23 protein-coding genes are annotated in these 21,766 nt (G+C 67.2%); 15 read left to right on the top strand and 8 right to left on the bottom strand.

Annotated features, from left to right (window positions below; translation table 11 throughout):
* Position 1: 1 nt before the first annotated feature.
* Complete coding sequence (pgeF, locus tag FN976_RS25270) at positions 2-769, top strand: peptidoglycan editing factor PgeF (RefSeq protein ID WP_145896172.1); 768 nt, start codon at positions 2-4, stop codon at positions 767-769.
* On the opposite strand, the gene FN976_RS25275 is transcribed toward pgeF, so the two are convergent.
* Positions 701-976 (bottom strand): hypothetical protein, encoded by a 276-nt coding sequence (locus FN976_RS25275; protein WP_186511183.1) that lies wholly within the window; start codon positions 974-976, stop codon positions 701-703. The two genes, pgeF and FN976_RS25275, sit on opposite strands and share 69 nt — an antisense overlap.
* A gap of 85 nt (positions 977-1,061) precedes the next feature.
* Between FN976_RS25275 and phaC the strand changes: the two genes are divergently transcribed.
* The 3 genes from phaC to phbB all read left to right on the top strand — a co-directional run bounded on the left by phaC (position 1,062) and on the right by phbB (position 4,801).
* A complete protein-coding gene (gene phaC / locus FN976_RS25280) occupies positions 1,062-2,750 on the top strand; it encodes a class I poly(R)-hydroxyalkanoic acid synthase (protein ID WP_145896174.1) in 1,689 nt (562 codons plus the stop codon).
* 80 nt (positions 2,751-2,830) lie between these two features.
* Positions 2,831-4,012: an acetyl-CoA C-acetyltransferase gene (locus FN976_RS25285; RefSeq protein ID WP_145896176.1), complete on the top strand. Its 1,182-nt coding sequence runs from the start codon at positions 2,831-2,833 to the stop codon at positions 4,010-4,012.
* Positions 4,013-4,063: 51 nt separating this feature from the next.
* Positions 4,064-4,801, top strand: coding sequence for an acetoacetyl-CoA reductase (gene phbB, locus FN976_RS25290; RefSeq protein WP_145896178.1), 738 nt, complete (start codon positions 4,064-4,066; stop codon positions 4,799-4,801).
* A 56-nt stretch (positions 4,802-4,857) separates the two neighbouring features.
* On the opposite strand, the gene FN976_RS25295 is transcribed toward phbB, so the two are convergent.
* On the bottom strand, positions 4,858-5,265 hold the full coding sequence (locus tag FN976_RS25295) for an RNA-binding protein (RefSeq protein WP_145896180.1): 408 nt from the start codon (positions 5,263-5,265) through the stop codon (positions 4,858-4,860).
* Positions 5,266-5,381: 116 nt separating this feature from the next.
* Here FN976_RS25295 and dusA point away from each other — a divergent pair, with 116 nt between their 5' ends.
* From dusA to FN976_RS25320, 5 genes are read left to right on the top strand one after another with little or no spacing between them, the layout of a single operon-like run.
* Positions 5,382-6,353, top strand: coding sequence for a tRNA dihydrouridine(20/20a) synthase DusA (gene dusA / locus FN976_RS25300; protein WP_255440839.1), 972 nt, complete (start codon positions 5,382-5,384; stop codon positions 6,351-6,353).
* A 44-nt stretch (positions 6,354-6,397) separates the two neighbouring features.
* Positions 6,398-8,731, top strand: a complete 2,334-nt coding sequence (locus FN976_RS25305) for a bifunctional salicylyl-CoA 5-hydroxylase/oxidoreductase (protein ID WP_145896182.1) — start codon at positions 6,398-6,400, stop codon at positions 8,729-8,731.
* Positions 8,715-9,575 (top strand): enoyl-CoA hydratase family protein, encoded by an 861-nt coding sequence (locus FN976_RS25310; RefSeq protein ID WP_145896184.1) that lies wholly within the window; start codon positions 8,715-8,717, stop codon positions 9,573-9,575. The genes FN976_RS25305 and FN976_RS25310 overlap by 17 nt, the downstream gene beginning before the upstream one ends.
* Position 9,576: 1 nt before the next feature.
* Positions 9,577-10,737: an acyl-CoA dehydrogenase family protein gene (locus FN976_RS25315; protein ID WP_145896186.1), complete on the top strand. Its 1,161-nt coding sequence runs from the start codon at positions 9,577-9,579 to the stop codon at positions 10,735-10,737.
* Positions 10,734-11,204: a RidA family protein gene (locus FN976_RS25320; protein ID WP_145896188.1), complete on the top strand. Its 471-nt coding sequence runs from the start codon at positions 10,734-10,736 to the stop codon at positions 11,202-11,204. Before FN976_RS25315 ends, FN976_RS25320 begins: the two co-directional genes overlap by 4 nt.
* A gap of 10 nt (positions 11,205-11,214) precedes the next feature.
* Here the strand turns inward: FN976_RS25320 and FN976_RS25325 are convergent, their stop codons facing one another.
* Positions 11,215-12,108, bottom strand: a complete 894-nt coding sequence (locus tag FN976_RS25325; RefSeq protein WP_145896190.1) for a LysR substrate-binding domain-containing protein — start codon at positions 12,106-12,108, stop codon at positions 11,215-11,217.
* Positions 12,109-12,214: 106 nt separating this feature from the next.
* Between FN976_RS25325 and FN976_RS25330 the strand changes: the two genes are divergently transcribed.
* Together FN976_RS25330 and FN976_RS25335 are read left to right on the top strand one after the other, a co-directional pair.
* Positions 12,215-13,393, top strand: coding sequence for an acyl-CoA dehydrogenase (locus FN976_RS25330; RefSeq protein WP_145896192.1), 1,179 nt, complete (start codon positions 12,215-12,217; stop codon positions 13,391-13,393).
* A complete protein-coding gene (locus FN976_RS25335; RefSeq protein ID WP_145896194.1) occupies positions 13,390-13,941 on the top strand; it encodes a pyridoxamine 5'-phosphate oxidase family protein in 552 nt (183 codons plus the stop codon). The genes FN976_RS25330 and FN976_RS25335 overlap by 4 nt, the downstream gene beginning before the upstream one ends.
* An 81-nt stretch (positions 13,942-14,022) precedes the next feature.
* On the opposite strand, the gene FN976_RS25340 is transcribed toward FN976_RS25335, so the two are convergent.
* Positions 14,023-14,901 carry a TauD/TfdA dioxygenase family protein gene (locus tag FN976_RS25340; protein WP_145896196.1) on the bottom strand — a complete coding sequence of 293 codons (879 nt, stop codon included), beginning with the start codon at positions 14,899-14,901 and terminating at the stop codon, positions 14,023-14,025.
* A gap of 13 nt (positions 14,902-14,914) precedes the next feature.
* Positions 14,915-15,883: a tripartite tricarboxylate transporter substrate binding protein gene (locus FN976_RS25345; RefSeq protein ID WP_186511185.1), complete on the bottom strand. Its 969-nt coding sequence runs from the start codon at positions 15,881-15,883 to the stop codon at positions 14,915-14,917.
* 87 nt (positions 15,884-15,970) lie between these two features.
* On the opposite strand from FN976_RS25345, the gene FN976_RS25350 reads away from it, so the two are divergent.
* Positions 15,971-16,762, top strand: a complete 792-nt coding sequence (locus FN976_RS25350) for an IclR family transcriptional regulator (RefSeq protein WP_145896198.1) — start codon at positions 15,971-15,973, stop codon at positions 16,760-16,762.
* On the opposite strand, the gene FN976_RS25355 is transcribed toward FN976_RS25350, so the two are convergent.
* Genes FN976_RS25355 through FN976_RS25365 form a run of 3 tightly spaced genes read right to left on the bottom strand, consistent with a single transcriptional unit; the run spans position 16,759 to position 18,463 of the window.
* The gene (locus FN976_RS25355) at positions 16,759-17,313 is read right to left on the bottom strand and encodes a thioredoxin family protein (protein WP_145896200.1); all 555 of its coding nucleotides are present in this window, start codon (positions 17,311-17,313) and stop codon (positions 16,759-16,761) included. The genes FN976_RS25350 and FN976_RS25355 overlap by 4 nt on opposite strands.
* Before the next feature lie 2 nt (positions 17,314-17,315).
* On the bottom strand, positions 17,316-18,017 hold the full coding sequence (locus FN976_RS25360) for a cytochrome c biogenesis CcdA family protein (protein ID WP_145896202.1): 702 nt from the start codon (positions 18,015-18,017) through the stop codon (positions 17,316-17,318).
* Positions 18,014-18,463, bottom strand: coding sequence for a DUF2147 domain-containing protein (locus FN976_RS25365; RefSeq protein ID WP_145896204.1), 450 nt, complete (start codon positions 18,461-18,463; stop codon positions 18,014-18,016). Before FN976_RS25365 ends, FN976_RS25360 begins: the two co-directional genes overlap by 4 nt.
* 164 nt (positions 18,464-18,627) lie before the next feature.
* Between FN976_RS25365 and FN976_RS25370 the strand changes: the two genes are divergently transcribed.
* The 3 genes from FN976_RS25370 (at position 18,628) to FN976_RS25380 (ending at position 21,735) form a co-directional block, all read left to right on the top strand.
* On the top strand, positions 18,628-19,368 hold the full coding sequence (locus tag FN976_RS25370) for a response regulator (protein WP_145896206.1): 741 nt from the start codon (positions 18,628-18,630) through the stop codon (positions 19,366-19,368).
* Positions 19,368-20,693 carry a sensor histidine kinase gene (locus tag FN976_RS25375; RefSeq protein ID WP_145896208.1) on the top strand — a complete coding sequence of 442 codons (1,326 nt, stop codon included), beginning with the start codon at positions 19,368-19,370 and terminating at the stop codon, positions 20,691-20,693. Before FN976_RS25370 ends, FN976_RS25375 begins: the two co-directional genes overlap by 1 nt.
* Before the next feature lie 82 nt (positions 20,694-20,775).
* Entirely contained in the window at positions 20,776-21,735 is a 960-nt protein-coding gene (locus tag FN976_RS25380; RefSeq protein WP_145896209.1) for a TAXI family TRAP transporter solute-binding subunit, read from the top strand.
* Positions 21,736-21,766 lie beyond the last annotated feature (31 nt).

Below are 21,766 nucleotides of genomic sequence, written 5' to 3' on the forward strand. Positions count from 1 at the left end.
ATTGCTCACGCCAGACTGGCCCCTGATCCCCGGTGTGCGGGCAGCTTGCAGCCTGCGGACGGGCGGCACCTCCAAGCCGCCGTATGACAGCCTCAACCTTGGTGACCACGTGGGTGATGACCCGGAGGCCGTCGCGGAGAACCGCAGGCGTTTCGCGGCCGCGCTCAGTGCCCGGCCGGTGTTCCTGAAGCAGGTGCACGGCTGGAACGTGGCGCGCCTGAATCTGGAATCGGTGGACGGCACGGAAGCGGATGCCTGCATCACGACGCAGCGCGGCATCGCCTGCACGATCATGGTGGCCGATTGCCTGCCGGTTCTTTTCGCGGATCGCGGCGGCAAGGCGGTCGGCGCTGCCCATGCGGGTTGGCGAGGCTTGGCGGGGCAGGGTGGCCAGGGCGTGCTCGAGGCCCTGTGGACGGCCTACTGGCCGCTGGTCGCGCCGTCCGCGACCGAAGCAGCGTCGGTGACGCAAGTGTGGCTGGGGCCTTGCATCGGCCCGGAGGGGTTCGAAGTCGGGCCCGAGGTGCGCGACACCTTCGTTGCCTCGGACGCGGGCAGCGTTGAAATGTTCCGGCCCGGCACCGGAGGCAAGTGGTTCGCCGACCTCGCCGGCCTGGGCCGGCGCCGGCTGGAGCGCCTCGGCATCGCCGCGATCTACGGAAACGACAGCGCGCCCGGCTGGTGCACGGTCTCGAACCCTTCAAGGTTCTTTTCGCACCGGCGCGACCGCGTCAGCGGGCGTTTCGCCGCCAGTGTCTGGCTCGCGTGAGACCGCCGGCGTCTCCGCCGCCTCACGGGCTTCGCGCCTGCGCCGGCGCGCCGGCCGGCCCATCAGGTACACGACAAGCGCCACGGGACCGACGCCATAGAGTACAAAGGTGACGATGGCGCCAAGCACAGACCCCCGCGCGTGCGTCGCTTCCGCCACGGCCATCATGAGCGCGACGTACATCCATGCGATGACGATCAGGTACAAGCCGTGCCCTTGAATTCGATGTTGCACTGCAGCATTTTTGGTGGGATACTTCGGGGAAACCCGAATAAGACAGCAGGAGACAAGCATGAATTCTGACGCCAACTGGCTGGGCCAGGCGCAGCAGTTCCAAGGGGAACTGACGCAGCGCTGGCAGCAAGCCCTTCAATCGTTCCAGCAGGCCGGCGAAGGCGCAGGTGCCTTGCCGGGCCTGGGCTTCGCGCCCGACAAGCTGAAGGCGCTGCAGGAGGCCTACGTGCGCGAGGCCACCGAACTCTGGAACCAGGGCCTCACGGGCAACCCCCTCTCGGGCGACAAGCGTTTCGCCAACGACGCCTGGTCGCGCAATCCGGTCGCTGCGTTTTCGGCCGCGGTCTATCTCCTCAACGCGCGTACCTTGCTCGGCCTGGCCGAAGCCACCGACGCGGACCCGAAGACCAAGGCCCGCCTGCGCTTCGCCGTGGAGCAATGGATGGCCGCGTCCGCGCCAAGCAATTTCATGGCGCTGAACGCCGAGGCACAGCAGAAAGCGATCGAGTCCAAGGGCGAGAGCATCGCGAAGGGCATGCAGAACCTGCTGGCGGACATCCAGCAGGGCCACGTCTCGATGACTGACGAAAGCGCTTTCGAAGTCGGCAGGAACGTGGCGACGACGGAAGGCGCGGTGGTGTTCGAGAACGAGCTGTTCCAGCTGATCGAATACAAGCCGCTCACGAAGCAGGTGCACGAGCGGCCGTTCCTCTTCATCCCGCCTTGCATCAACAAGTTCTACATCCTGGACCTGCAGCCGGAGAACTCGCTGATCCGCTACGTGGTGGAGCAGGGGCACCGCACTTTCGTCGTGAGCTGGCGCAACCCGGACGCGTCGCTGGATGGCAAGACCTGGGACGACTACATCGAGGACGCCGCCATCAAGGCGATCTCGGTGGTGCAGGACATCACGGGCGCACGGCAGATCAACGCGCTGGGTTTCTGTGTCGGCGGCACGATCCTCGGGACGGCGCTCTCGGTACTGGCCGCGCGCGGCGAGAAGCCGGTGGCGTCCGCCACTTTCCTCACCGCCTTGCTCGACTTCGGCGACACCGGCATCCTGGACCTCTTCATCGACGAGAACTTCGTCAAATTCCGCGAGATGCAGATGGGCCAGGGGGGCATGCTCAAGGGCCAGGAGCTCGCGTCCACCTTCAGCTTCCTGCGCCCGAACGACCTGGTGTGGAACTACGTGGTCGGCAACTACCTCAAGGGCGAGACACCGCCGCCGTTCGACCTGCTCTACTGGAACAGCGACTCGACCAACCTGCCGGGGCCCATGTACGCCTGGTACCTGCGCAACACGTACCTCGAGAACAACCTCATCAAGCCGGGCAAGTGCACGGTCGCCGGGCAAAAGGTCGACCTTGGCAAGCTGGACCTGCCGGTGTACATCTACGGCTCGCGCGAGGACCATATCGTTCCGATCACCGGCGCCTACGGTTCGACCAGGCACCTGCCCGGCAAGAAGCGCTTCGTGATGGGTGCCTCCGGGCACATCGCGGGCGTGATCAACCCGCCGGCGAAGAACAAGCGGTCCTACTGGACCAACGACAAGCTGCCCAAGAGCCATGAGGAATGGCTCAAGGGCGCGAAGGAACATCCCGGCAGCTGGTGGCCCGACTGGGCCGCCTGGCTGAAGGGGCACGCGGGCAAGCAGGTGGCTGCGCCCAAGAGCTACGGCAAGGGAGTCAAATACAAGGCCATCGAGGCCGCGCCCGGCCGGTACGTCAAAGTGAAAGCCTGAAGGGCTTTCATCCCCGCCGCAGAGCCTGCCCCCGCGTAGGCGGGGGCGGGGACCCAGTTTCATCTTCAGGAGAGACATTCATGGAAGACATCGTCATCGTTTCCGCCGTGCGTACCGCAGTCGGCAAGTTCGGCGGCTCGCTCGCCAAGATCCCCGCCACCGAGCTGGGCGCCATCGTGATCAAGGAAGCGCTCGCGCGCGCCAAGGTCGACCCGTCACAGGTCAGCGAAGTGATCATGGGCCAGGTGCTCACGGCGGGCTCCGGCCAGAACCCGGCGCGCCAGGCCACGCTGAAGGCCGGTCTGCCCAAGGAAGTGCCCGCGCTCACCATCAACGCCGTCTGCGGCTCCGGCCTCAAGGCCGTCATGCTCGCCGCGCAGGCGATTGCCTGGGGCGATGCGGAAATCGTTGTCGCCGGCGGCCAGGAAAACATGAGCGCCGCCCCGCACGTCCTGATGGGCTCGCGCGACGGCCAGCGCATGGGCGACTGGAAGATGCAGGACACCATGATCGTCGACGGCCTGTGGGATGTCTACAACCAGTACCACATGGGCGTGACGGCCGAGAACGTCGCCAAGGCGCACGACATCAGCCGTGACGCGCAGGACAAGCTGGCGCTCGGCAGCCAGACCAAAGCGGCCGCCGCGCAGGAAGCCGGCAAGTTCAAGGACGAGATCGTCGCCGTGAACATTCCCCAGAAGAAGGGCGACCCCATCGTCTTCAATGCCGACGAGTTCATCAACAAGAAGACCAATGCGGAAGCGCTGGCCGGGCTGCGCCCCGCGTTCGACAAGGCTGGCAGCGTGACGGCCGGCAACGCGTCCGGCCTGAACGACGGCGCCGCGGCGCTGGTGCTGATGAGCGCGAAGAAGGCGGCCGAACTCGGCCTGAAGCCGCTGGCACGCATCAAGTCCTTCGGCACGAGCGGCCTCGACCCGGCCACGATGGGCATGGGCCCCGTGCCGGCCACCAAGAAGGCGCTGGAGCGCGCGGGGTGGAAGGCCTCGGAGGTCGACCTGTTCGAGCTGAACGAAGCCTTCGCCGCGCAGGCCTGCGCGGTCAACAAGGAACTCGGCATCGATGCCGCCAAGGTGAACGTGAACGGTGGCGCGATCGCCATCGGGCACCCGATCGGTGCGTCCGGTGCGCGCATCCTGGTCACGCTGCTGCACGAGATGCAGCGGCGCGAGGCGAAGAAGGGCGTGGCCGCCCTGTGCATCGGTGGCGGCATGGGGGTTTCCCTTGCCGTCGAGCGTGTCTGACACGCGCACAATGGCCTGACAACAGCAACTGAAGAAGACAAGGAGAACCACATGGCCAAGAAAGTGGCATACGTCACCGGCGGAATGGGCGGCATCGGCACCGCCATCTGCCAGCGCCTGCACAAGGAAGGCTTCACTGTCATCGCGGGCTGCGGCCCGACGCGTGATTTCAACAAGTGGCTGGGCGAACAGAAGGCGCTGGGCTACGACTTCCACGCCTCGGTCGGCAATGTCGGCGACTGGGACTCCACCGTCGAGGCGTTCAGCAAGTCCAAGGCCGAGCACGGCAGCATCGACGTCCTGGTGAACAACGCCGGCATCACCCGGGACCGCATGTTCCTGAAGATGACCCGCGAAGACTGGGACGCGGTGATCGAGACCAACCTCAATTCCATGTTCAACGTGACCAAGCAGGTCGTGGGCGACATGGTCGAGAAGGGCTGGGGCCGCATCATCAACATCTCGTCCGTCAACGGCGAAAAGGGCCAGGCGGGGCAGACCAACTACTCGGCCGCCAAGGCCGGCATGCACGGCTTCACGATGGCGCTGGCGCAGGAACTCGCCAACAAGGGCGTGACGGTCAACACCGTGAGCCCGGGCTACATCGGCACCGACATGGTCAAGGCGATCCGCCAGGACGTGCTCGACAAGATCGTCGGCACCATCCCGGTCAAGCGCCTGGGCGAGCCGAGCGAGATCGCTTCCATCATCGCCTGGCTGGCGGGTGATGAGGCGGGCTACTCCACCGGCGCCGACTTCTCGGTGAACGGCGGCCTCCATATGGGTTAGGGCGCGCAGCGCCCCCTCAAGGACAAGGCCCGCTCCGCGGGCCTTGTTTTCGTCCGTTATGTTTCCAGGTCTTCGATCACCAGGTGCCGGTACTTCTGCCCGTACGACATGTTCGTGCCTTCGAGCAGGGCCATGACGCGATCGGATTCCTTCGCCGAGGGTGCGTGGATCATCAGGGCGAAGTGGCCCTGGCTCGCGAGTTCGGTGAACTTGCGGACGGTGTCCGCCTCGGTACCGGCCGACGGCAGCGGGATGTCGGCGTTGCCGACCGTGCGCGCGACCTCCTCCTGGAACATCTGCGGCGAGACCAGCGAGACCTCGCCCTCGTCGATACCGTCGTCGACGAGCTTCTGCATGGCATTGCGCGCGTCCTGCTCCCCGGGGAACATGAGGATCATGTAGCCGGTCGGGTAAAACACGCCGCGCATGGTCAGCATGCCGGGTTCGATGTGAAAAGGCTTCATTCTTTGGCTCCTTCCAGGGTGGCAGAGAGCATTCGAGCCCATACGGCCGGGCTTCGATGTCAGCGCCGTAGGCAACGGCGTGTAGGAGCGGGGCGCTGGGCCTTACAGTTCCAGGCGTGAACGACGAGACTTCTAACCCGTGGCGCCTTTCGGTGGCGCCGATGATGGACTGGACAGATCGGCATTGCCGCTACTTCCACCGCCTGCTGAGCAAGAGGGCCAGGCTCTATACGGAGATGGTGACCACCGGGGCCTTGCTGCACGGCAACGTGCCGCGCCACCTGGATTTCGATGCCGCGGAGCACCCGGTAGCGCTGCAGCTCGGCGGCAGTGAACCGGCCGACCTCGCGAAATGCGCGCGGCTGGGCGTGGAGTGGGGCTACGACGAGATCAACCTCAACTGCGGCTGCCCCAGCGAACGGGTGCAGCGCGGCGCCTTCGGGGCCTGCCTGATGGCGGAGCCGGCGTTGGTGGCGGACTGCGTCAAGGCCATGGCCGATGCGGTCAACGTGCCGGTGACGGTGAAGCACCGGATCGGCATCGACAAGGGCGAGAGCTACGAATTCGTGCGCGATTTCGTCGGCACGGTGGCCGAGGCTGGCTGCCGGGTCTTCATCGTGCACGCGCGCAATGCCTGGCTCAAAGGCTTGTCGCCCAAGGAGAACCGCGAAGTGCCCCCGTTGCGCTACGCCATGGTCCACCGGTTGAAGCAGGAGTTCCCGGATCTGGTCATCTCCATCAATGGCGGCATCACCAGCGATGCGCAGCTCGCCGAACAGCTGCAGCACGTCGACGGCGTGATGCTGGGGCGTGAGGCGTACCACCATCCCTGGTGGCTGGCAGGGTGGGACGCGCTGTGCGGGGATGAGCCACCACCGCGCAGCCGCGAGGAAGTGGAGGCCGCCATGGTCGGGTACATGGAACGCCAGGCGTCCTCGGGCACGCCTTGGCACTCGGTGGCCCGGCACATGATGGGCTTGTACAACGGCCTGCCGGGCGCGCGGCGCTGGCGCCAGGTCTGGAGCGACCACCGTCTCAAGGACCGGCCGCCGCGCGAAGTGATGGCGCTCGCCCACGAAAAGCTTTAAACTTAAAATATCCAGGTCTGGAGCAACAAGCGAACGGAGCGCGCATGGATATCGTCTGCATCGGCGGCGGCCCGGCGGGCCTCTACTTCGCCCTGCTCATGAAGAAGCAGGACCCTTCGCATCGCGTGCGGGTGGTGGAGCGGAACAAGCCCTACGACACCTTCGGCTGGGGAGTCGTGTTCTCGGACCAGACGCTGGGCAACCTCCAGCAGGCCGATCCGGAATCGGCCGGCGAGATCCTCGGCGCGTTCAACCACTGGGACGACATCGAGGTCCACATCCGCGGGCGCAAATTCCGCTCGGGCGGGCATGGCTTCTGCGGCATCGGCCGCAAGCGGCTGCTGAACATCCTGCAACGGCGTTGCGAGGCCCTGGGCGTGGAACTGGTGTTCGAAGCCGACGTGCAGGACGACCAGGCTTATGCCGAAGCGGACCTGATCATTGCGAGCGACGGCCTGAACAGCCGCATCCGCACGAAGTACGCGTCGACCTTCCAGCCCGACATCGACCTGCGGACCTGCCGCTTCGTCTGGCTGGGCACCCACAAGCGTTTCGAAGCGTTCACCTTCGCATTCGAGGAAACAGAGCACGGCTGGTTCCAGGCGCACGCCTACCAGTTCGACGACGAAACCTCGACCTTCATCGTGGAAACGCCGGAGGAGGTGTGGAAGAAGGCGGGGCTCGACACGATGGAGAAGGAAGACGCGATCGCGTTTTGCGAGAAGCTCTTTGCCAGTCACCTGGACGGCAACCCGCTGATGTCGAACTCTGCGCACTTGCGCGGTTCTGCCCAATGGATCCGGTTTCCGCGCGTCGTCTGCAAGACCTGGGTTCGCGACGAAGGCGGACCGCCCATCGTGCTGATGGGTGATGCGGCGCATACGGCTCATTTCTCGGTGGGCTCGGGGACGAAGCTGGCGCTGGAGGATTCGATCGAGCTCGCGCGCTGCATCAGTCAATCGCCGCGCGACCTCCGGGCGGCCCTGCAACGCTATGAGGCCGTCCGCAGCATCGAGGTGCTGAAAATCCAGAACGCCGCGCGCAATTCGACCGAGTGGTTCGAGAACGTGACGCGCTACGTGAACCTCCCTCCCGAGCAATTCGCCTATTCACTGCTCACGCGCAGCCAGCGCATCAGCCATGAGAACCTGCGGCTGCGTGACCGCGGTTACGTGGAAGACTACGAGGACTGGATGGCTGAACGCGCGGGCCAGCCGCGGCCGCCGGAGCGCCAGCCGATCCCGCCGATGTTCACGCCGTTCACGCTGCGTGAAGTCACGCTGAAGAACCGCGTGGTGGTGTCGCCGATGGCGCAGTATTCCTGCGCCGACGGCCTGCCGGCCGACTATCACCTGGTCCACCTCGGTGCCCGTGCCATGGGTGGGGCCGGCTTGGTCTTCGCCGAGATGACCTGCCCCACGCCCGACGCGCGCATCACCCCCGGCTGCCCGGGTCTCTGGAACACGCAGCAGCGCGACGGCTGGAAGCGCATCGTGGATTTCATCCACGCCAGCACCGAAGCGAAGGTCGCGATGCAGTTGGGCCACGCCGGTGCCAAGGGTTCCACCCGCGTCCCCTGGGAGGGCGAAGACCAGCCGCTGGCATCCGGCAACTGGCCGCTCATTTCGGCGTCGCCTCAGCAATACCTGGACGGCGTCAGCGACTGGTCGCGCGCCATGACGCGGCAGGACATGGAGCGCGTGCGCGACGACTTCGTCCGCAGCACCGTCCTGGCGGCCGAGGCCGGCTTCGACTGGCTCGAACTGCACTGCGCGCATGGCTACCTTCTTTCCAGCTTCATTTCGCCGCTGACCAATCAGCGGACCGATGAATACGGCGGCTCGCTGGAGAACCGTCTGCGCTACCCGCTGGAAGTCTTCGCGGGCATGCGCGCCGCCTGGCCCGATCACTTGCCGATGTCGGTGCGGATCTCGGCGCACGACTGGGTGGATGGCGGGATCACGCCCGACGACGCCGTGGCCATCGCACGCGCCTTCAAGGCAGCGGGCGCCGACCTGATCGATTGTTCGTCGGGCCAGGTCAGCAAGAAGCAGCAGCCGGTGTATGGGCGGATGTACCAGACCCCGTTTGCGGATCGCATCCGCAACGAAGCGGGAATCGCCACCATGGCGGTGGGTGCGATCTCCGAAGCCGATCACGTGAACAGCATCATCGCCGCGGGCCGGGCCGACCTGTGCGCCGTTGCGCGCCCGCATCTGGCCAACCCCGCCTGGTCGTTGCTCGAGGCGGCGAAGATCGGCTACGGAGACGTGCAGTGGCCCGTGCAGTACCTTTCGGGCAAGAACCAGCTCGAACGCAACCTCGAGCGAGAGCGGGCCATGCAGCCCCAGGAGACCAAGATTGAACGATTCAACTGAGCGCCTGGACCCGGCGCTGGCCGCGGGCAATCGCCAGCAACTCGCCGGCTACCGCGCGCAGCACTTTCTCTGGGAGGTGGAGCAGGGTGTGGCGACGGTCACCCTGAACCGCCCCGACCGCAAGAACCCGCTGACCTTCGACTCGTACGCCGAACTGCGCGACCTGTTCGGCCGGTTGAAGTACGCCACCGACGTGCATGCCGTGGTCGTCACGGGTGCCGGCGGTAACTTCTGCTCGGGCGGCGACGTGCACGAGATCATCGGGCCCCTGGTCAAGCTGAAGGCGCCTGAGCTGCTGATGTTCACCCGCATGACGGGCGACCTGGTGAAGGCGATGCGCGCCTGCCCGCAACCCATCGTGGCCGCCATCGACGGCATCTGCGCCGGCGCCGGCGCCATCGTCGCCATGGCCTCGGACCTGCGCTTCGGCACGGCGCGCAGCAAGACGGCATTTCTCTTCAACCGCGTCGGCCTGGCCGGCTGCGACATGGGCGCATGCGCCATGCTGCCGCGCATCGTCGGCCAAGGGCGTGCGAGCGAGCTGCTCTACACCGGCCGCGCGCTGGGTGGCGAAGAGGGCGAGCGCTGGGGCTTCTTCAACCGGCTCTGCGCGCCCGAGGCCGTGCTGGCCGATGCGCAGGCGATGGCCCGCGATCTGGCAAGCGGCCCCACCTTTGCCAACGGCATCACCAAGACCATGCTCCACCAGGAGTGGGCCATGACGATCGAACAGGCGATCGAAGCCGAGGCGCAAGCCCAGGCGATCTGCATGCTCACCGAGGATTTCAACCGCGCTTACGAGGCGTTCGTGGCCAAGCGCAAGCCGGCCTTCGAAGGGAATTGAGATGCGTGACCTGAGCCACCTCGACTGGCCGTTCTTCGAGGAGCAGCACGGCCATCTCGCCGCCGAACTCGACGAATGGGCGAGCACCCACGTTGCCCATCTGCATGGCCCGGATGTCGACAGCGCCTGCCGGCAGCTGGTGCGCGAACTCGGGCGCGGGGGCTGGTTGCGCCACGCCGTGGGCGGCAGCCAGGGCCACCAGGACGTGATCGACACGCGCGCCATCTGCCTGATCCGCGAGACGCTGGCGCGGCACAACGGCCTGGCCGACTTCGCGTTCGCGATGCAGGGGCTAGGCTCCGGTGCGATCAGCCTGCAAGGGTCGCAGCAGCAGAAGGAACGCTACCTGGGCCGCGTCGCCGAGGGCGACGCCATCGCCGCCTTCGCGCTGTCGGAACCCGATGCGGGTTCCGACGTCGCCAACCTGCAGTGCGCGGCGCATGTCGAGGGCGACCACGTGATCCTGGAAGGCGAGAAGACCTGGATCTCCAATGGCGGCATCGCGGATTTCTATGTCGTGTTCTGCCGCACCGGCGAAGCGCCGGGACCGCGCGGCATCTCCGCCTTCATCGTCGATGCCGACACCCCAGGCTTCGAGATCGCCGAGCGCATCGAGGTGATCGCGCCGCATCCGCTCGCGCGCCTGCGCTTCCAGAACTGCCGCATCCCGCTGGCCAACCGGATCGGCGCCGCGGGCGAAGGCTTCAAGGTGGCGATGCGCACGCTCGACGTGTTCCGCACGTCGGTGGCCGCGGCCGCCCTGGGCTTCGCCCGGCGCGCGCTCGACGAGGCACTGGTCCGCACGACCACGCGCAAGATGTTCAACCAGACGCTGGCGGATTTCCAGCTGACGCAGGCAAAGCTGGCGCAGATGGCGACGACCATCGACAGCTCGGCCCTGCTGGTCTACCGCGCGGCCTGGCAGCGCGACCAGGGGCGCAACGTCACCAAGGAGGCCGCGATGGCCAAGATGGTGGCGACCGAGGGTGCGCAGCAGGTGATCGACGCCGCCGTGCAGATGTTCGGTGGACTGGGCGTGAGGAGCGGTGAAATGGTGGAGCAGCTGTACCGGGAGATCCGGTCGCTTCGCATCTACGAAGGAGCAACCGAAGTGCAGCAACTGATCATCGCGCGCGAAATGTTGAAGGAGGTGCGTGGATGAGCGCCGCCCGGCCGCCCGAAGGCGCTCGCACCGAAGTGCGCAGCACGGAGGTTTCTTCTATCCCCGGTTCTCCCCACCAGGCCATCCTGCCGGAAGGCTGGCCGCGTCCCAAAGGCTATGCCAACGGGGTGCTGGCCCAGGGCCGCACGCTCGCCATCGCCGGCATGATCGGCTGGGACCCGCAATGCGTGTTCCACACCGACGATTTCGGCGGCCAGGCCCGCCAGGCCCTGCAGAACATCGCCGACGTGCTCAAGGCCGCGGGTGGCGATGCTTCGCACATCGTGCGCATGACCTGGTACGTCACCGACAAGCGCGCGTACCTGGCCGCGAGCCGTGAGATCGGCCAGGCCTATCGCGAGATCATCGGGAACTACACGGTGGCGATGACCGCGGTGCAGGTGAGCGCGCTGATCGAGGACCGGGCGAAAGTGGAAATCGAGGTGACTGCCGTCCTGCCGGGATAGCTCGCGTCCCCTACGAAGCCGCTTCCGCGAGCAGCCAGTCGCGGAAAGCCACCAGCGGCGGAAACTGCGCCTTCTCCGGTGCATAGCAGAGGTAGTAGGCGCGCCGCGTGGGCACGGGGATGTCCAAGGCGATCACGAGCGCGCCGCTTTTCAGTTCTTCCTCCACCAGCGTCCGCGCCACCAGTCCGATACCGATGCCGGCGGTGGCGGCCTGGATCATGTGCGCCACGTATTCGAACTGCGGCCCGTTCTGCATGGCGCGCAACGGCAGGGCCTGGGCCTGCCACCATTCACGCCAGGCTTGCGGCTGCGTCGCCACCTGCAAGAGCAGGTGGGCGGGAACGTCCTGCGCGGAGCGCAGCGGCTGCCGCCGCAGCAATCGCGGGCTGGCAATGACCACGCGCCGGTCTTCGACCAGCTCGTGCGACAACAGGCCGGGCCAATGCCCGTCGCCGATCCGGATGGCGACGTCCATGCCCGACAGGTCCATGTCGAAATCGGCGATGCGGGAATGCATGTGGACGAGCATGCCGGGGTGTAGCGCATAGAAGTTCGCCAGGCGCGGCAGCAGCCACTTGGAACCGAAAGTCGGCACGGTGGCGAGGTGCAGCGAACCCACGCCGGTCCGGAACGCCGCCACCTGCGCGGTGGCGCTGCGGATGCGCTCCAGCGCCGCCGCCGTCTCCTTCGCGTACATCGCGCCGATGTCGGTCAGTGCGATGCGCCGGCCCGCGCGGCGGAACAGTTCCACCTCCAGCAGGGACTCGAGCGCCTGGACTTGGCGGCTGACCGCGCTTTGCGTCAGCGACAGTTCCTCCCCCGCACGCGTGAAGCTCTGGTGGCGCGCGGCCGCCTCGAAAGCCTGCAGGAGCGACATCGAAGGCAGCAAGCGGTGCTGGTTCATTCGGAAAACTCATGCATAAGGCCAGGATTTTACGTTTGTCCCCCTTAATCGGCGGCCTTAAACTCACCAGAACATTCCCGCAACCTTCCTCCCGAGACACGCTGCCATGGCATCCAAAGCATCCTTCCAATGGGCCGACCCGCTGCTGCTGGACCAGCAGCTCACCGATGACGAGCGCGCCGTGCGCGATGCGGCGCAGGCGTACTGCCAGGAGAAGCTGCTGCCGCGCGTGACCGAAGCGTTCCGCAACGAGCACACCGACCTGGCCATCTTCCGCGAGATGGGGGAACTCGGCCTGCTGGGTGCGACCATCCCCGAGCAATACGGCGGGGCCGGCCTCAACTACGTTTGCTACGGCCTGATCGCGCGCGAGGTCGAGCGGGTCGATTCGGGCTACCGTTCCATGAACAGCGTGCAGTCGTCGCTGGTGATGGTGCCGATCCACGAGTTCGGCAACGAACAGACGAAGCAGAAATACCTGCCCAAGCTCGCCACGGGCGAGTGGATCGGCTGCTTCGGCCTCACCGAGCCGAACCACGGCTCCGACCCCGGCAGCATGGTCACCCGCGCCCGCAAGGTCGATGGCGGCTACAAGCTGACCGGCAGCAAGATGTGGATCACCAACAGCCCCGTGGCCGACGTGTTCGTGGTCTGGGCCAAGGACGACGAAGGTGCCATCCGCGGCTTCGTGCTGGAAAAAGGCTGGAAGGGCCTCTCTGCCCCCAAGATCACCGGCAAGGTAGGGCTGCGCGCTTCCATCACCGGCGAGATCGTCATGGAAGACGTGTTCTGCCCGGAAGAGAACGCATTCCCCGAAGTGCGCGGCCTGAAGGGCCCGTTCACCTGCCTCAACTCCGCGCGCTACGGCATCGCCTGGGGCGCGCTGGGCGCGGCCGAAGACTGCTGGTTCCGCGCGCGCCAGTACGTCCTGGACCGCAAGCAGTTCGGCAAGCCGCTGGCCGCCAACCAGCTGGTGCAGAAGAAGCTGGCCGACATGCAGACCGAAATCACGCTCGGTTTGCAAGGCTGCCTGCGCCTGGGCCGCATGAAGGACGAGGGCACGGCGTCGGTGGAGATCACCTCCATCATGAAACGCAACTCCTGCGGCAAGGCGTTGGACATCGCGCGCGTCGCGCGCGACATGCTGGGCGGCAACGGCATCAGCGACGAGTTCGGCGTCGCCCGCCACCTGGTGAACCTGGAAGTCGTGAACACCTACGAGGGCACGCACGACATCCATGCCCTGATCCTGGGTCGGGCCATGACGGGGATCGCCGCGTTTTGACCGGCGCGGGCGGCCTGCGCCTGCTCGAAGACCGGATCTGGGCAGAACTCGCGCAAGCCCCACGCGACCGGGAGCATGGGTGGCGCACGCCGGTCCTGGCGACAGTCGCTGCCGATGGTGCACCCTCGGCCCGCACCGTGGTACTGCGCGATGCGGATGCCGATGCTCGTACCCTGGCGATCTTCACCGATGTGCGCAGCCCCAAAGTCGGAGAGATCGCCGCCGAGCCGCGCGCGAGTCTGGTGTTCTGGAGTGATTCGCTGCAGTGGCAATTGCGGGTGGCCGCCAGGGTGGTCGTGCAGCGCGAGGGTGTGGCGGTTGCGCTGGCCTGGGACCGCATCAGCCGCTCTGCGGGCGCGCGCGAGTATCTGTCACATGCAGCGCCCGGGGCATTCCTGCACGCCGAGGCGCCCCCCGCCATCGAAGGCCATCATTTCGCCATTCTTCGTGCGCACGTCCTCGCGATGGACTCGCTCGAACTGCACAGTGACGGACCGCACCGGCGCGTCCAATTCACGCGGGATGCGGCCAGTGAGCGTGTGCCCTGAGCCGTGCGCGGGCATGCATTCAAGATGGCCTCCATCGGAGTGAGTCCGGCGCCCGCGCACTTCTGGCCCGCCCGCAGGCGCTCAGGCCGCCAGCAGCATCGCCTCAGGCGTGTCGTTGATGGTGGTGCGGCGCAGTTCGCGCCGTTCCATCACGTCGTAGCGCCGGCCGCGGTGCAGGGTGGCGCGGTTGTCCCAGATCACCAGGTCACCCACCTGCCACTCATGCACGTAGACGCGCTCGCGCTGCGTGGCATGTTCCAGCAGATCCTGCAGGAACATCCGGGATTCGGCCGTCGGCCAACCCAGGATCTGCCGCGCATGCACGCCGACGAACAGCACCTTGCGCCCCGAGCCCGGGTGCGTGTCCACCAGCGGCCACACCGCGGGCGGAATTTCCTTCTTCTGTTCGTCGGTGTACGCGTCATCGCCCAGCAGCAGCCGCGTGTGGAGCGCGAAGTGTTCGGCCTTCAGGTCCTGGATCTCGGCCTTGCTGCGTTCGTCCAGCGCGTCGTAGGCAGCGCGCAGGTCGGCGAACTCGGTGTTGCCGCCCCAGCTGGGCTTGATCACGCAATGCAGCATCGAGTAGGCCGCGCGCGGGTTCATGAACGAGCTGTCGCTGTGCCACAGCTGGTTGGCGAAGTTCGACAGGTTCTTGGGCGAATCGCGCCTGGCCACGTTGCCTTGCGCGTCCACGTTCGAGATGTCGATCAGCCGCTCGTCTTCGAGCCGTTCCGGCCGCTTGAAGACGCGCTTCAGGCCAATGTCCAGCGGACCGAATGACTTCGCGAAATCGATCTGCTGCTGCGGCGTGAGCGGCTGGCCGCGCCACACCAGCACGGCGTATTCGTTCATCGCGGCATTGATGGCGCGCAGGTCGGCATCGGCGAGCGGGCGGGTCAGGTCGACGCCGCTGGCTTCGGCGCCGAACACGGGATGCAGGGGCTTCAGTTGCAGGGGCATGGCAATTCCCGTCTCATTCCTGTTCGATCTTGGCTTCGGTGACGACGCGGCCCCAGCGCTTCATTTCCGAGGCGATGAGTGCGTCGAACTGTTCGGGCTTCGAGGCGACGACCTGCAGGCCGTATTCCTGCGCGCGCGCCTGGATGTCGGGGCTGGCCAGCGCCTTGGCGGTGTCGGCCTGGATCTTCTGCAGCACCGGCTTCGGCGTGCCGGCGGGCGCGACGAACCCGAGCAGGGCGCCGACGTTGAAGCCAGGCACCGTTTCGGCCACGGTCGGGTAGTTGTGGCCGGCCACGCGCTTGTCGCCCAGGGTGGCGATGATCTTCATCTTGCCGGCCTGCACGAACGGCAGGATCGAGAGGAAAGGATCGACGACGACGTCCAGCCGCCCGCCGAGCAATTCGGTGTGCGCGGGCGCGCTGCCCTTCATGCCGACGTGCTGCATTTCGAATCCGGCTTCGCGCTTCAACAACTCGGCGCCGAGGTGCGTCGTGCTGCCGGCGCCGGGGGTGCCGTAGTTCAGCTTGCCGGGATTCTTCTTCGCATAGGCGATCAGCTCCGGCAGCGTGTTGAAAGGCGCGTCGGCCCGCGCGACCATCGCCAGCTGCATGTTGAACAGCTGCGTGACGCCGGAGAGGTCCTTCAGCGTGTCGTAGGGCAGCTTCTTGCGCAGGGTGGGGTTCACCGCCAGCGAGGAATTCACCATGCCGATGGTGAGCCCGTCCGGGGCGGACTTGGCGACGTAGTCGGCTCCGATGGCCGTGCCGGCGCCGGGCTTGTATTCGATCAACACCGGCTGGCCCCAGGTTTCCTGCAGCTTCTGCGCCAACTGGCGCCCGACTGTGTCGGTGGGCCCGCCCGGCGGGAAGGGGATGATGATCTTGACCGGGCCCTTGGGGAACTCCTGTGCGGCGGCAGGTGCGGCGGCTGCCAGCGCGAAGGCGCCAGCGAGGAGGGCGGTGCAGAGTTTGCGGAAGGTCAAGATGTCTCCAAAAATAAAACAGCGTTCCAGGATTCTAGCTGCGGGCTGGCATAAAATGAAACACTGTTCTACTAAAAGGGGATCCCGTTGACTGAGGGCACGGCGGCAAGCAAGGACGAAGTCAGCGCGCTGGCCCGCGGCCTGGCCTTGCTGAAGGCGATCGCGGATGCGGCGCAACCCCAATCGAACCGGGACCTGGCGGACAGCACCGGCATCCCGAAGGCGACCGTGTCCCGGCTGACTGCCACGCTGCAAGCTTCCGGCCTGCTGCGCCAGTCGCCGGACAGCGATCGCTTCGCCCTGGGGCCGGCCGCGCTGCAACTGGGCAACGCCTACCTGCGCACCTTCGACTTCCGCCAGCAGGCCCGCCTGCACCTGGCGGAACTGGCGGAACTGGCCGGGGCGAACGTGCACCTGGGCGTGCGCGATGGCCTCGACATCCTGTTGATCGACACCCTGCGCCCACGCTCCGCACTCATCCTGTCGCGCATGGATGTGGGGTCACGGCTGTCTATCCCGACCTCCGCCGCGGGTCGCGCTTACTTGGCGTCTCTTCCGGCGCCTGAACGCGAAGCGCTTCTCGGAGAGATCCGCCAAGTCAGTGGCAAGCGCTGGAATACTGTCCGCCACCGTCTGGAGGCGGCGTTCGACGAACATGCGCGCGGTGGGTACTGCAGTTCGTTCGGCGAATGGCATCCCGACATCCACGCGCTCGGATTCAGCCTCCGCGGCGCGCGCGGCGAGATGTACGGCGTGAGCGTGGGTGGGCCCGCCTACATGCTGCCGCGCGAGATGCTGCTGGAAAAGGTGGCGCCTCGATTGCAGCAGGTTCGGCGCGACATCGAGCACGAGGCGGGGCTCGGCCGCGCAAACGCCTAAGCTGCGCGGCGCTCGGCCAACAGCGCCTGGATCGCCGCCTCGGTGCGCGCGTAGTCGCCTTCGCCGAAGTGCTGGTAGCGGATCCGGCCACGCGCATCCACCAGGTAGTGGGCCGGCCAGTACTGGTTGCCGTACGCCTTCCACGTCGCATAGCGGTTGTCCTGGGCCACGGCGTGCTTCACGCCGAAGCGGCGGATGGCCGCCTCGACGTTCGCCGTGGAGCGTTCGAAGGCGAACTCCGGCGTGTGCACGCCCACCGTCACCAGCCCGGCCGCTCTGTAGGTTTCCGCCCAGCGATTGACATGGGGCAGGGTGCGGATGCAGTTGATGCACGAGTACGTCCAGAAGTCGACGAGCACCACGCGGCCGCGCAGGCTTTCCATTTGCAGCGGCGGCGAGTTCAGCCAGCGCTCGATGCCGGTGAATTCCGGTGCGCTGCCGAGGTCGTGCAGGCCGGGAGCTGCGGGCGGTGCACCGAGCGCATGGGAAGCGCCCGCTGCAAGAAGACCGCCCAGGAGGGCGCGGCGATGGATCGTTGAATGCGTTGACATGGTCAGAGTCCCAATGGGCCTTGTGGATAGAACTGCGAAACCCAGACGGTGATCCACCCGTCCAGCTGGAAGAAGGTGGCGACCGCGACAGCGATGACGATGGCACCGAACACCTGCTGCATCCGGTGCGCGTGGCGCGCCAGTTGCCGCACCCGCGTGGACGCGACCTGCCCGCCATAGGCGATCGCCAGCATCGGAACCGCCGCGCCCACGGAATAGCAGGCGAGCAGCAGCGCCGCGCGCGCCGTGTCGGGCTCGGTGGCGATCAGGGTGAGGATCGATGCCAGCACCGGCCCGGCGCACGGGGTCCAGACGGCCCCCAGCGACAGCCCCAGGAGGAAGCCGCCGAAGTTGCCGTTGCCGGCGTGGTCGCCCACGGACGCCACTCGGTTGAGGACACCGCTGGCACGCATTGCCAGCCACTGACCTGGCGCTGGCCACAGCATGAACACGCCGAACAGCAGCAGCATCGCGGTGGCCGCGTGGCGCAGGGCTTCCTGCGACACCGGCAGCACCCGCGTGACCGAGCCGAACACCAGGCTGGCCACGCAGAAGGCCGAGGCGAAGCCCAGCGCGATGAACAGCGGCCGCGTCGCCTTGCGCTGTCCCACGGAGGCGCCCAGCACCACCGGCAGCATCGGCAGCACGCAGGGGGCCGCCACCGTCAGCGCGCCGGCGGCCAAGGCCAGCAGGGGCGAGGTCATCGTGCGGCCTCGGGCGCGGTGGGCCGGCGCCACACCTGCGTCTTGCCGAACAGCGGCAGGCCAATGTAGCCGCGCACCAGCAGCTGGTCGGGGGCTTCAGCGCGGAGTGTCGCGCTGTAGGTCTTGCCGTTCTCTCGGTTGTAGATGCGGCCCTGGAACTCGCCGTCACCCGCCGGCTGGAGCCCGGAGAGGATTTCCATGCCGAGCGCGGGGCGCGCGTCGGCCGGCGTCATCTCCGCGCCCGGTCCGCTCATCGAGCGATTGGCGAGCACGCGCACGACCTTGCCGCAAAGCGCGGCGCCGCAAGGCGTGATCTCCACCTCAAGGTTGCCGCTTTCCGTGATCCAGCGGCCTTGCGGCGCGGCGGGCTGCTGGGCCTGGGTCAGCGGGCTCGCGGCGACCAGCGCGGCAAGTACAAGAAGGGGCGCGAGACGGTTGGCTTGCATGCGTTTCTCCATCGGTGGTTGGGGTGAACGCATTGCAAGCGACGGGCGTATCCCGCATGTGTCACGGACCGGCCGATTTGTCCGCACGCATGTCGGCAGCGGGCCCAGACATGTTGGGATACATGGTGGCGGCCCCGGCGTCTGCCCATGCGGTACAAACCTGCATGGACCCTGTGGACCACATCCTGGTCGTCGACGACGATGCCGGCATCCGCGAACTGGTGACCCAGTACCTGCGCAAGCAAGGCCTGGACGCCACCGCTGCCGCCAACGGGGTCGAGATGCGCCAGGTGCTGGCCACGCGGCGGATCGACCTGCTCGTGCTGGACCTGATGCTGCCCGGCGAGGACGGCATCGCGCTGTGCCGCGAGCTGCGCAGTCCCGGCGCGCCCCCGTTGCCCATCCTGATGCTGACCGCGCGCGGCGACGAGGCGGACCGCATCCTGGGCCTGGAGCTGGGCGCCGACGATTACCTCACCAAGCCGTTCGCCGCGCGGGAATTGCTGGCCCGCATCCGGGCCGTGCTGCGGCGCACGCGCATGCTGCCGCCCAACCTGGCCGTGGCGGAGCCGGCGCGGGAAGTGCGCTTCGGCGACTGGCGCCTGGACACCACGGCGCGCCACCTGCTGGATGGCGAGGGCGCCGTCGTCGCCTTGTCGGGCGCGGAGTACCGGTTGCTGCGCGTGCTGCTGCGCCATCCCCAGCGCGTGCTGACGCGCGACCAGCTGCTGCAACTCACCCAGGGACGCGATGCCGATGTGTTCGATCGCTCGATCGACCTGCTGGTGAGCCGCCTGCGCCAACGGCTGCGCGACGTGGCGCGCGAGGCCCGTTACATCAAGACCGTGCGCAACGAAGGCTATGTGTTCTGCGCGGATGTGGCCGGCGACGCCGGGGCGCCCTGATGCCGCGCTGGCTGCCCTGGCCGGGGTCGCTCGTGGGGCGGGTCGGGCTGATCCTGTTCGTCGCGCTGGCGCTGGCGCACGTGCTGTCCTTCGGGCTGGTCGTGGTGGAGCGCGGGCTCGCCATGCGCGGGATGATGCTGTCCTACCTGGCCAGCGACGTGGCCAGTTCGGTGGCGATGCTCGAGCGCTTGCCTGCGGCCGATCGCGCGGCGTGGCTGCCGCGGCTCGCACGGCCCAACTACCGCTTCGTGCTCGAACCCGCCGCAGGCGCGCCCGTGTCGTCCGCGCAGGCGGAAGCAGCGGGCGATGCTGTCGCCGCCGCGCTGGTGCCGCCGCGGCCGGTCCTGGCGAGCGAAACGGCGGAGGGGGGTGTCCGCCTCCGACTCCTGCTGGACGACGGCACGCCACTGGGCGTCGAGCTGGGCGCGCCCCGCTTGCAAGTCTCGCCATGGGCGGTGGGCGTCTTGCTGCTGCAGCTCGGATTGCTGGCGATGCTGAGCTGGTTGGCCGTGCGGGTGGCCACCAAGCCGCTGCGCGTGCTGGCCGACGCAGCGGACAACCATGACCCTGCACGCCAGGGCCAGCCCGTCCCCATCGAAGGGCCGACCGAGGTGACGCGCGCGGCCACCGCCTTCAACACGATGCAGGAGCGCATCCGCGGCCACCTGGACGAACGCATGCGCATCCTGGCCGCCGTGTCGCACGACCTGCAGACGCCGATCACCCGCCTGCGGCTGCGCGCTGACCTGCTGGACGACGCGGTGCTGCGCGACAAGCTGCATGGCGACCTGGCCGAGATGCAGGCGCTGGTGGGCGAAGGACTGGCGTATGCGCGTTCCGCCCATGCGGCCAGCGAGCCTGAGCACGTCGTCGATCTCGGCGCGTTGCTCGACAGCATCGCGTGCGACTACACCGACGCCGGTCAGGCTGTCCAGTTGCAGCCCGTCCCGGCCGGCATGGTGCGCACCCGTCCGCAGGCGCTGCGCCGGATCATCTGCAACCTGGTCGACAACGCGCTCAAATTCGCGGGTTCCGCGGAAATCGAGGTGGACGGCGACCCGGCGCGTGGCGTGACGATCCGCGTGCTGGATCGCGGGCCGGGCATCGCGGCCGGGGAGCTCCAGGCCGTGATTCAGCCGTTCTACCGGGTGGAGAACTCGCGCAGCCGCGTGACCGGCGGCACCGGGCTGGGCCTGGCGATCGCGCAGCAGCTGGCGGAGTCGTTGGGTGCCCGGTTGACGCTGGCAGCGCGCGACGGCGGCGGCCTGGAAGCCACACTGGCTTTGCCGCCAGGCGGAACAGCTCCTAGCGTTTCAGCGCATTGACAGCGCTCCCCCCGTCCCGCACGATTTGCCGCGAGCGTGGCCGCGCTGTTGCATGCCGCGCGCGAAAAATGGAGACAAACGTATGACCGGCTTCTTGTCGCGTGCGGTGGTGGGCTTGTCCGCCCTGCTGTTCGCCAGCTTCTCCCTTGCCCAGAACCTTTCCATCGCCACCGGCGGCACCGGCGGGGTCTACTACCCCATGGGCGGCGGCCTGGCCGCGGTGCTGTCCAAGCACGTGCCGGGCATGCAGGCCACGGCCGAAGTCACCGGTGGCTCGGTCGACAACCTCAAGCTCATCGGCAGCGAGAAGCCCTACGTGGGCTTCACCATGGCCGACGCCGGCCTGGACGCGCTGAAGGGCGAAGACAAGTTCAAGGGCAACAAGGTGCCGGTGCGCACGCTGATGGTCCTGTACCCGAACCGCATGCATGTGGTGACGGTCGAAGGCAAGGGCATCACCAAGATGTCGGACCTGAAGGGCAAGAACGTTTCGACCGGCTCCCCAGGCAGCGCGACCGAAGTCATGGCCTTCCGCATCATCGAAGCGGCGGGGCTCGACAAGGACAAAGACATGAAGCGGGAACGCCTGGGCGTTGCTGAATCCGTCAATGCGTTGAAGGACAACAAGATCGACGCCTTCTTCTGGGTGGGCGGTCTGCCCACGGCGGCCGTCACCGACCTGGCCAACACGCCCGGCACCAAGATCAAGATGATCGACCACGCGGAAGTGGTGGCCAAGATGAACCAGAAGTACGGCCAGCTCTACGTCGAGGACACGATCCCCAAGGCGGTCTACAAAGGCATGGACACCGACAACAAGCAGGCCACCGTGATGAACCTGCTAGTGGTGCACGAGAAGATGGACGAGAAGACGGCGTACAACATCGTCAAGACGATCTTCGACAAGAAGGCCGACCTGGTGGCGGTGCACAAGGAGGCCGAGAACTTCAAGCTCGAGAACCAGAAGGCTTCCGCCTCGCCGATGCCCTGGCACCCCGGCGCGGTGAAGTACTTCGCCGAAAAGGGCATCAAGCTCAACTGAGCAGCCTTCTCGCCAGCCCCGCCGACCGGCG

Origin of the sequence: Caenimonas sedimenti (assembly GCF_007833165.1) — a bacterium.
Classification (GTDB): domain Bacteria; phylum Pseudomonadota; class Gammaproteobacteria; order Burkholderiales; family Burkholderiaceae_C; genus Ramlibacter; species Ramlibacter sedimenti.

Excerpts from the sequence above, each read along its gene's own strand:
- FN976_RS25365 (WP_145896204.1), bottom strand. The coding sequence starts at position 18,463 with ATGCAAGCCAACCGTCTCGCGCCCCTTCTTGTACTTGCCGCGCTGGTC.
- FN976_RS25305 (WP_145896182.1), top strand. The coding sequence starts at position 6,398 with ATGGATATCGTCTGCATCGGCGGCGGCCCGGCGGGCCTCTACTTCGCC.
- FN976_RS25320 (WP_145896188.1), top strand. The coding sequence starts at position 10,734 with ATGAGCGCCGCCCGGCCGCCCGAAGGCGCTCGCACCGAAGTGCGCAGC.
- FN976_RS25315 (WP_145896186.1), top strand. The coding sequence starts at position 9,577 with ATGCGTGACCTGAGCCACCTCGACTGGCCGTTCTTCGAGGAGCAGCAC.
- FN976_RS25330 (WP_145896192.1), top strand. The coding sequence starts at position 12,215 with ATGGCATCCAAAGCATCCTTCCAATGGGCCGACCCGCTGCTGCTGGAC.
- FN976_RS25295 (WP_145896180.1), bottom strand. The coding sequence starts at position 5,265 with ATGAAGCCTTTTCACATCGAACCCGGCATGCTGACCATGCGCGGCGTG.
- FN976_RS25375 (WP_145896208.1), top strand. The coding sequence starts at position 19,368 with ATGCCGCGCTGGCTGCCCTGGCCGGGGTCGCTCGTGGGGCGGGTCGGG.
- FN976_RS25325 (WP_145896190.1), bottom strand. The coding sequence starts at position 12,108 with ATGAACCAGCACCGCTTGCTGCCTTCGATGTCGCTCCTGCAGGCTTTC.
- FN976_RS25370 (WP_145896206.1), top strand. The coding sequence starts at position 18,628 with ATGGACCCTGTGGACCACATCCTGGTCGTCGACGACGATGCCGGCATC.
- FN976_RS25360 (WP_145896202.1), bottom strand. The coding sequence starts at position 18,017 with ATGACCTCGCCCCTGCTGGCCTTGGCCGCCGGCGCGCTGACGGTGGCG.
- FN976_RS25285 (WP_145896176.1), top strand. The coding sequence starts at position 2,831 with ATGGAAGACATCGTCATCGTTTCCGCCGTGCGTACCGCAGTCGGCAAG.
- FN976_RS25340 (WP_145896196.1), bottom strand. The coding sequence starts at position 14,901 with ATGCCCCTGCAACTGAAGCCCCTGCATCCCGTGTTCGGCGCCGAAGCC.
- phbB (WP_145896178.1), top strand. The coding sequence starts at position 4,064 with ATGGCCAAGAAAGTGGCATACGTCACCGGCGGAATGGGCGGCATCGGC.
- phaC (WP_145896174.1), top strand. The coding sequence starts at position 1,062 with ATGAATTCTGACGCCAACTGGCTGGGCCAGGCGCAGCAGTTCCAAGGG.
- FN976_RS25355 (WP_145896200.1), bottom strand. The coding sequence starts at position 17,313 with ATGTCAACGCATTCAACGATCCATCGCCGCGCCCTCCTGGGCGGTCTT.
- FN976_RS25380 (WP_145896209.1), top strand. The coding sequence starts at position 20,776 with ATGACCGGCTTCTTGTCGCGTGCGGTGGTGGGCTTGTCCGCCCTGCTG.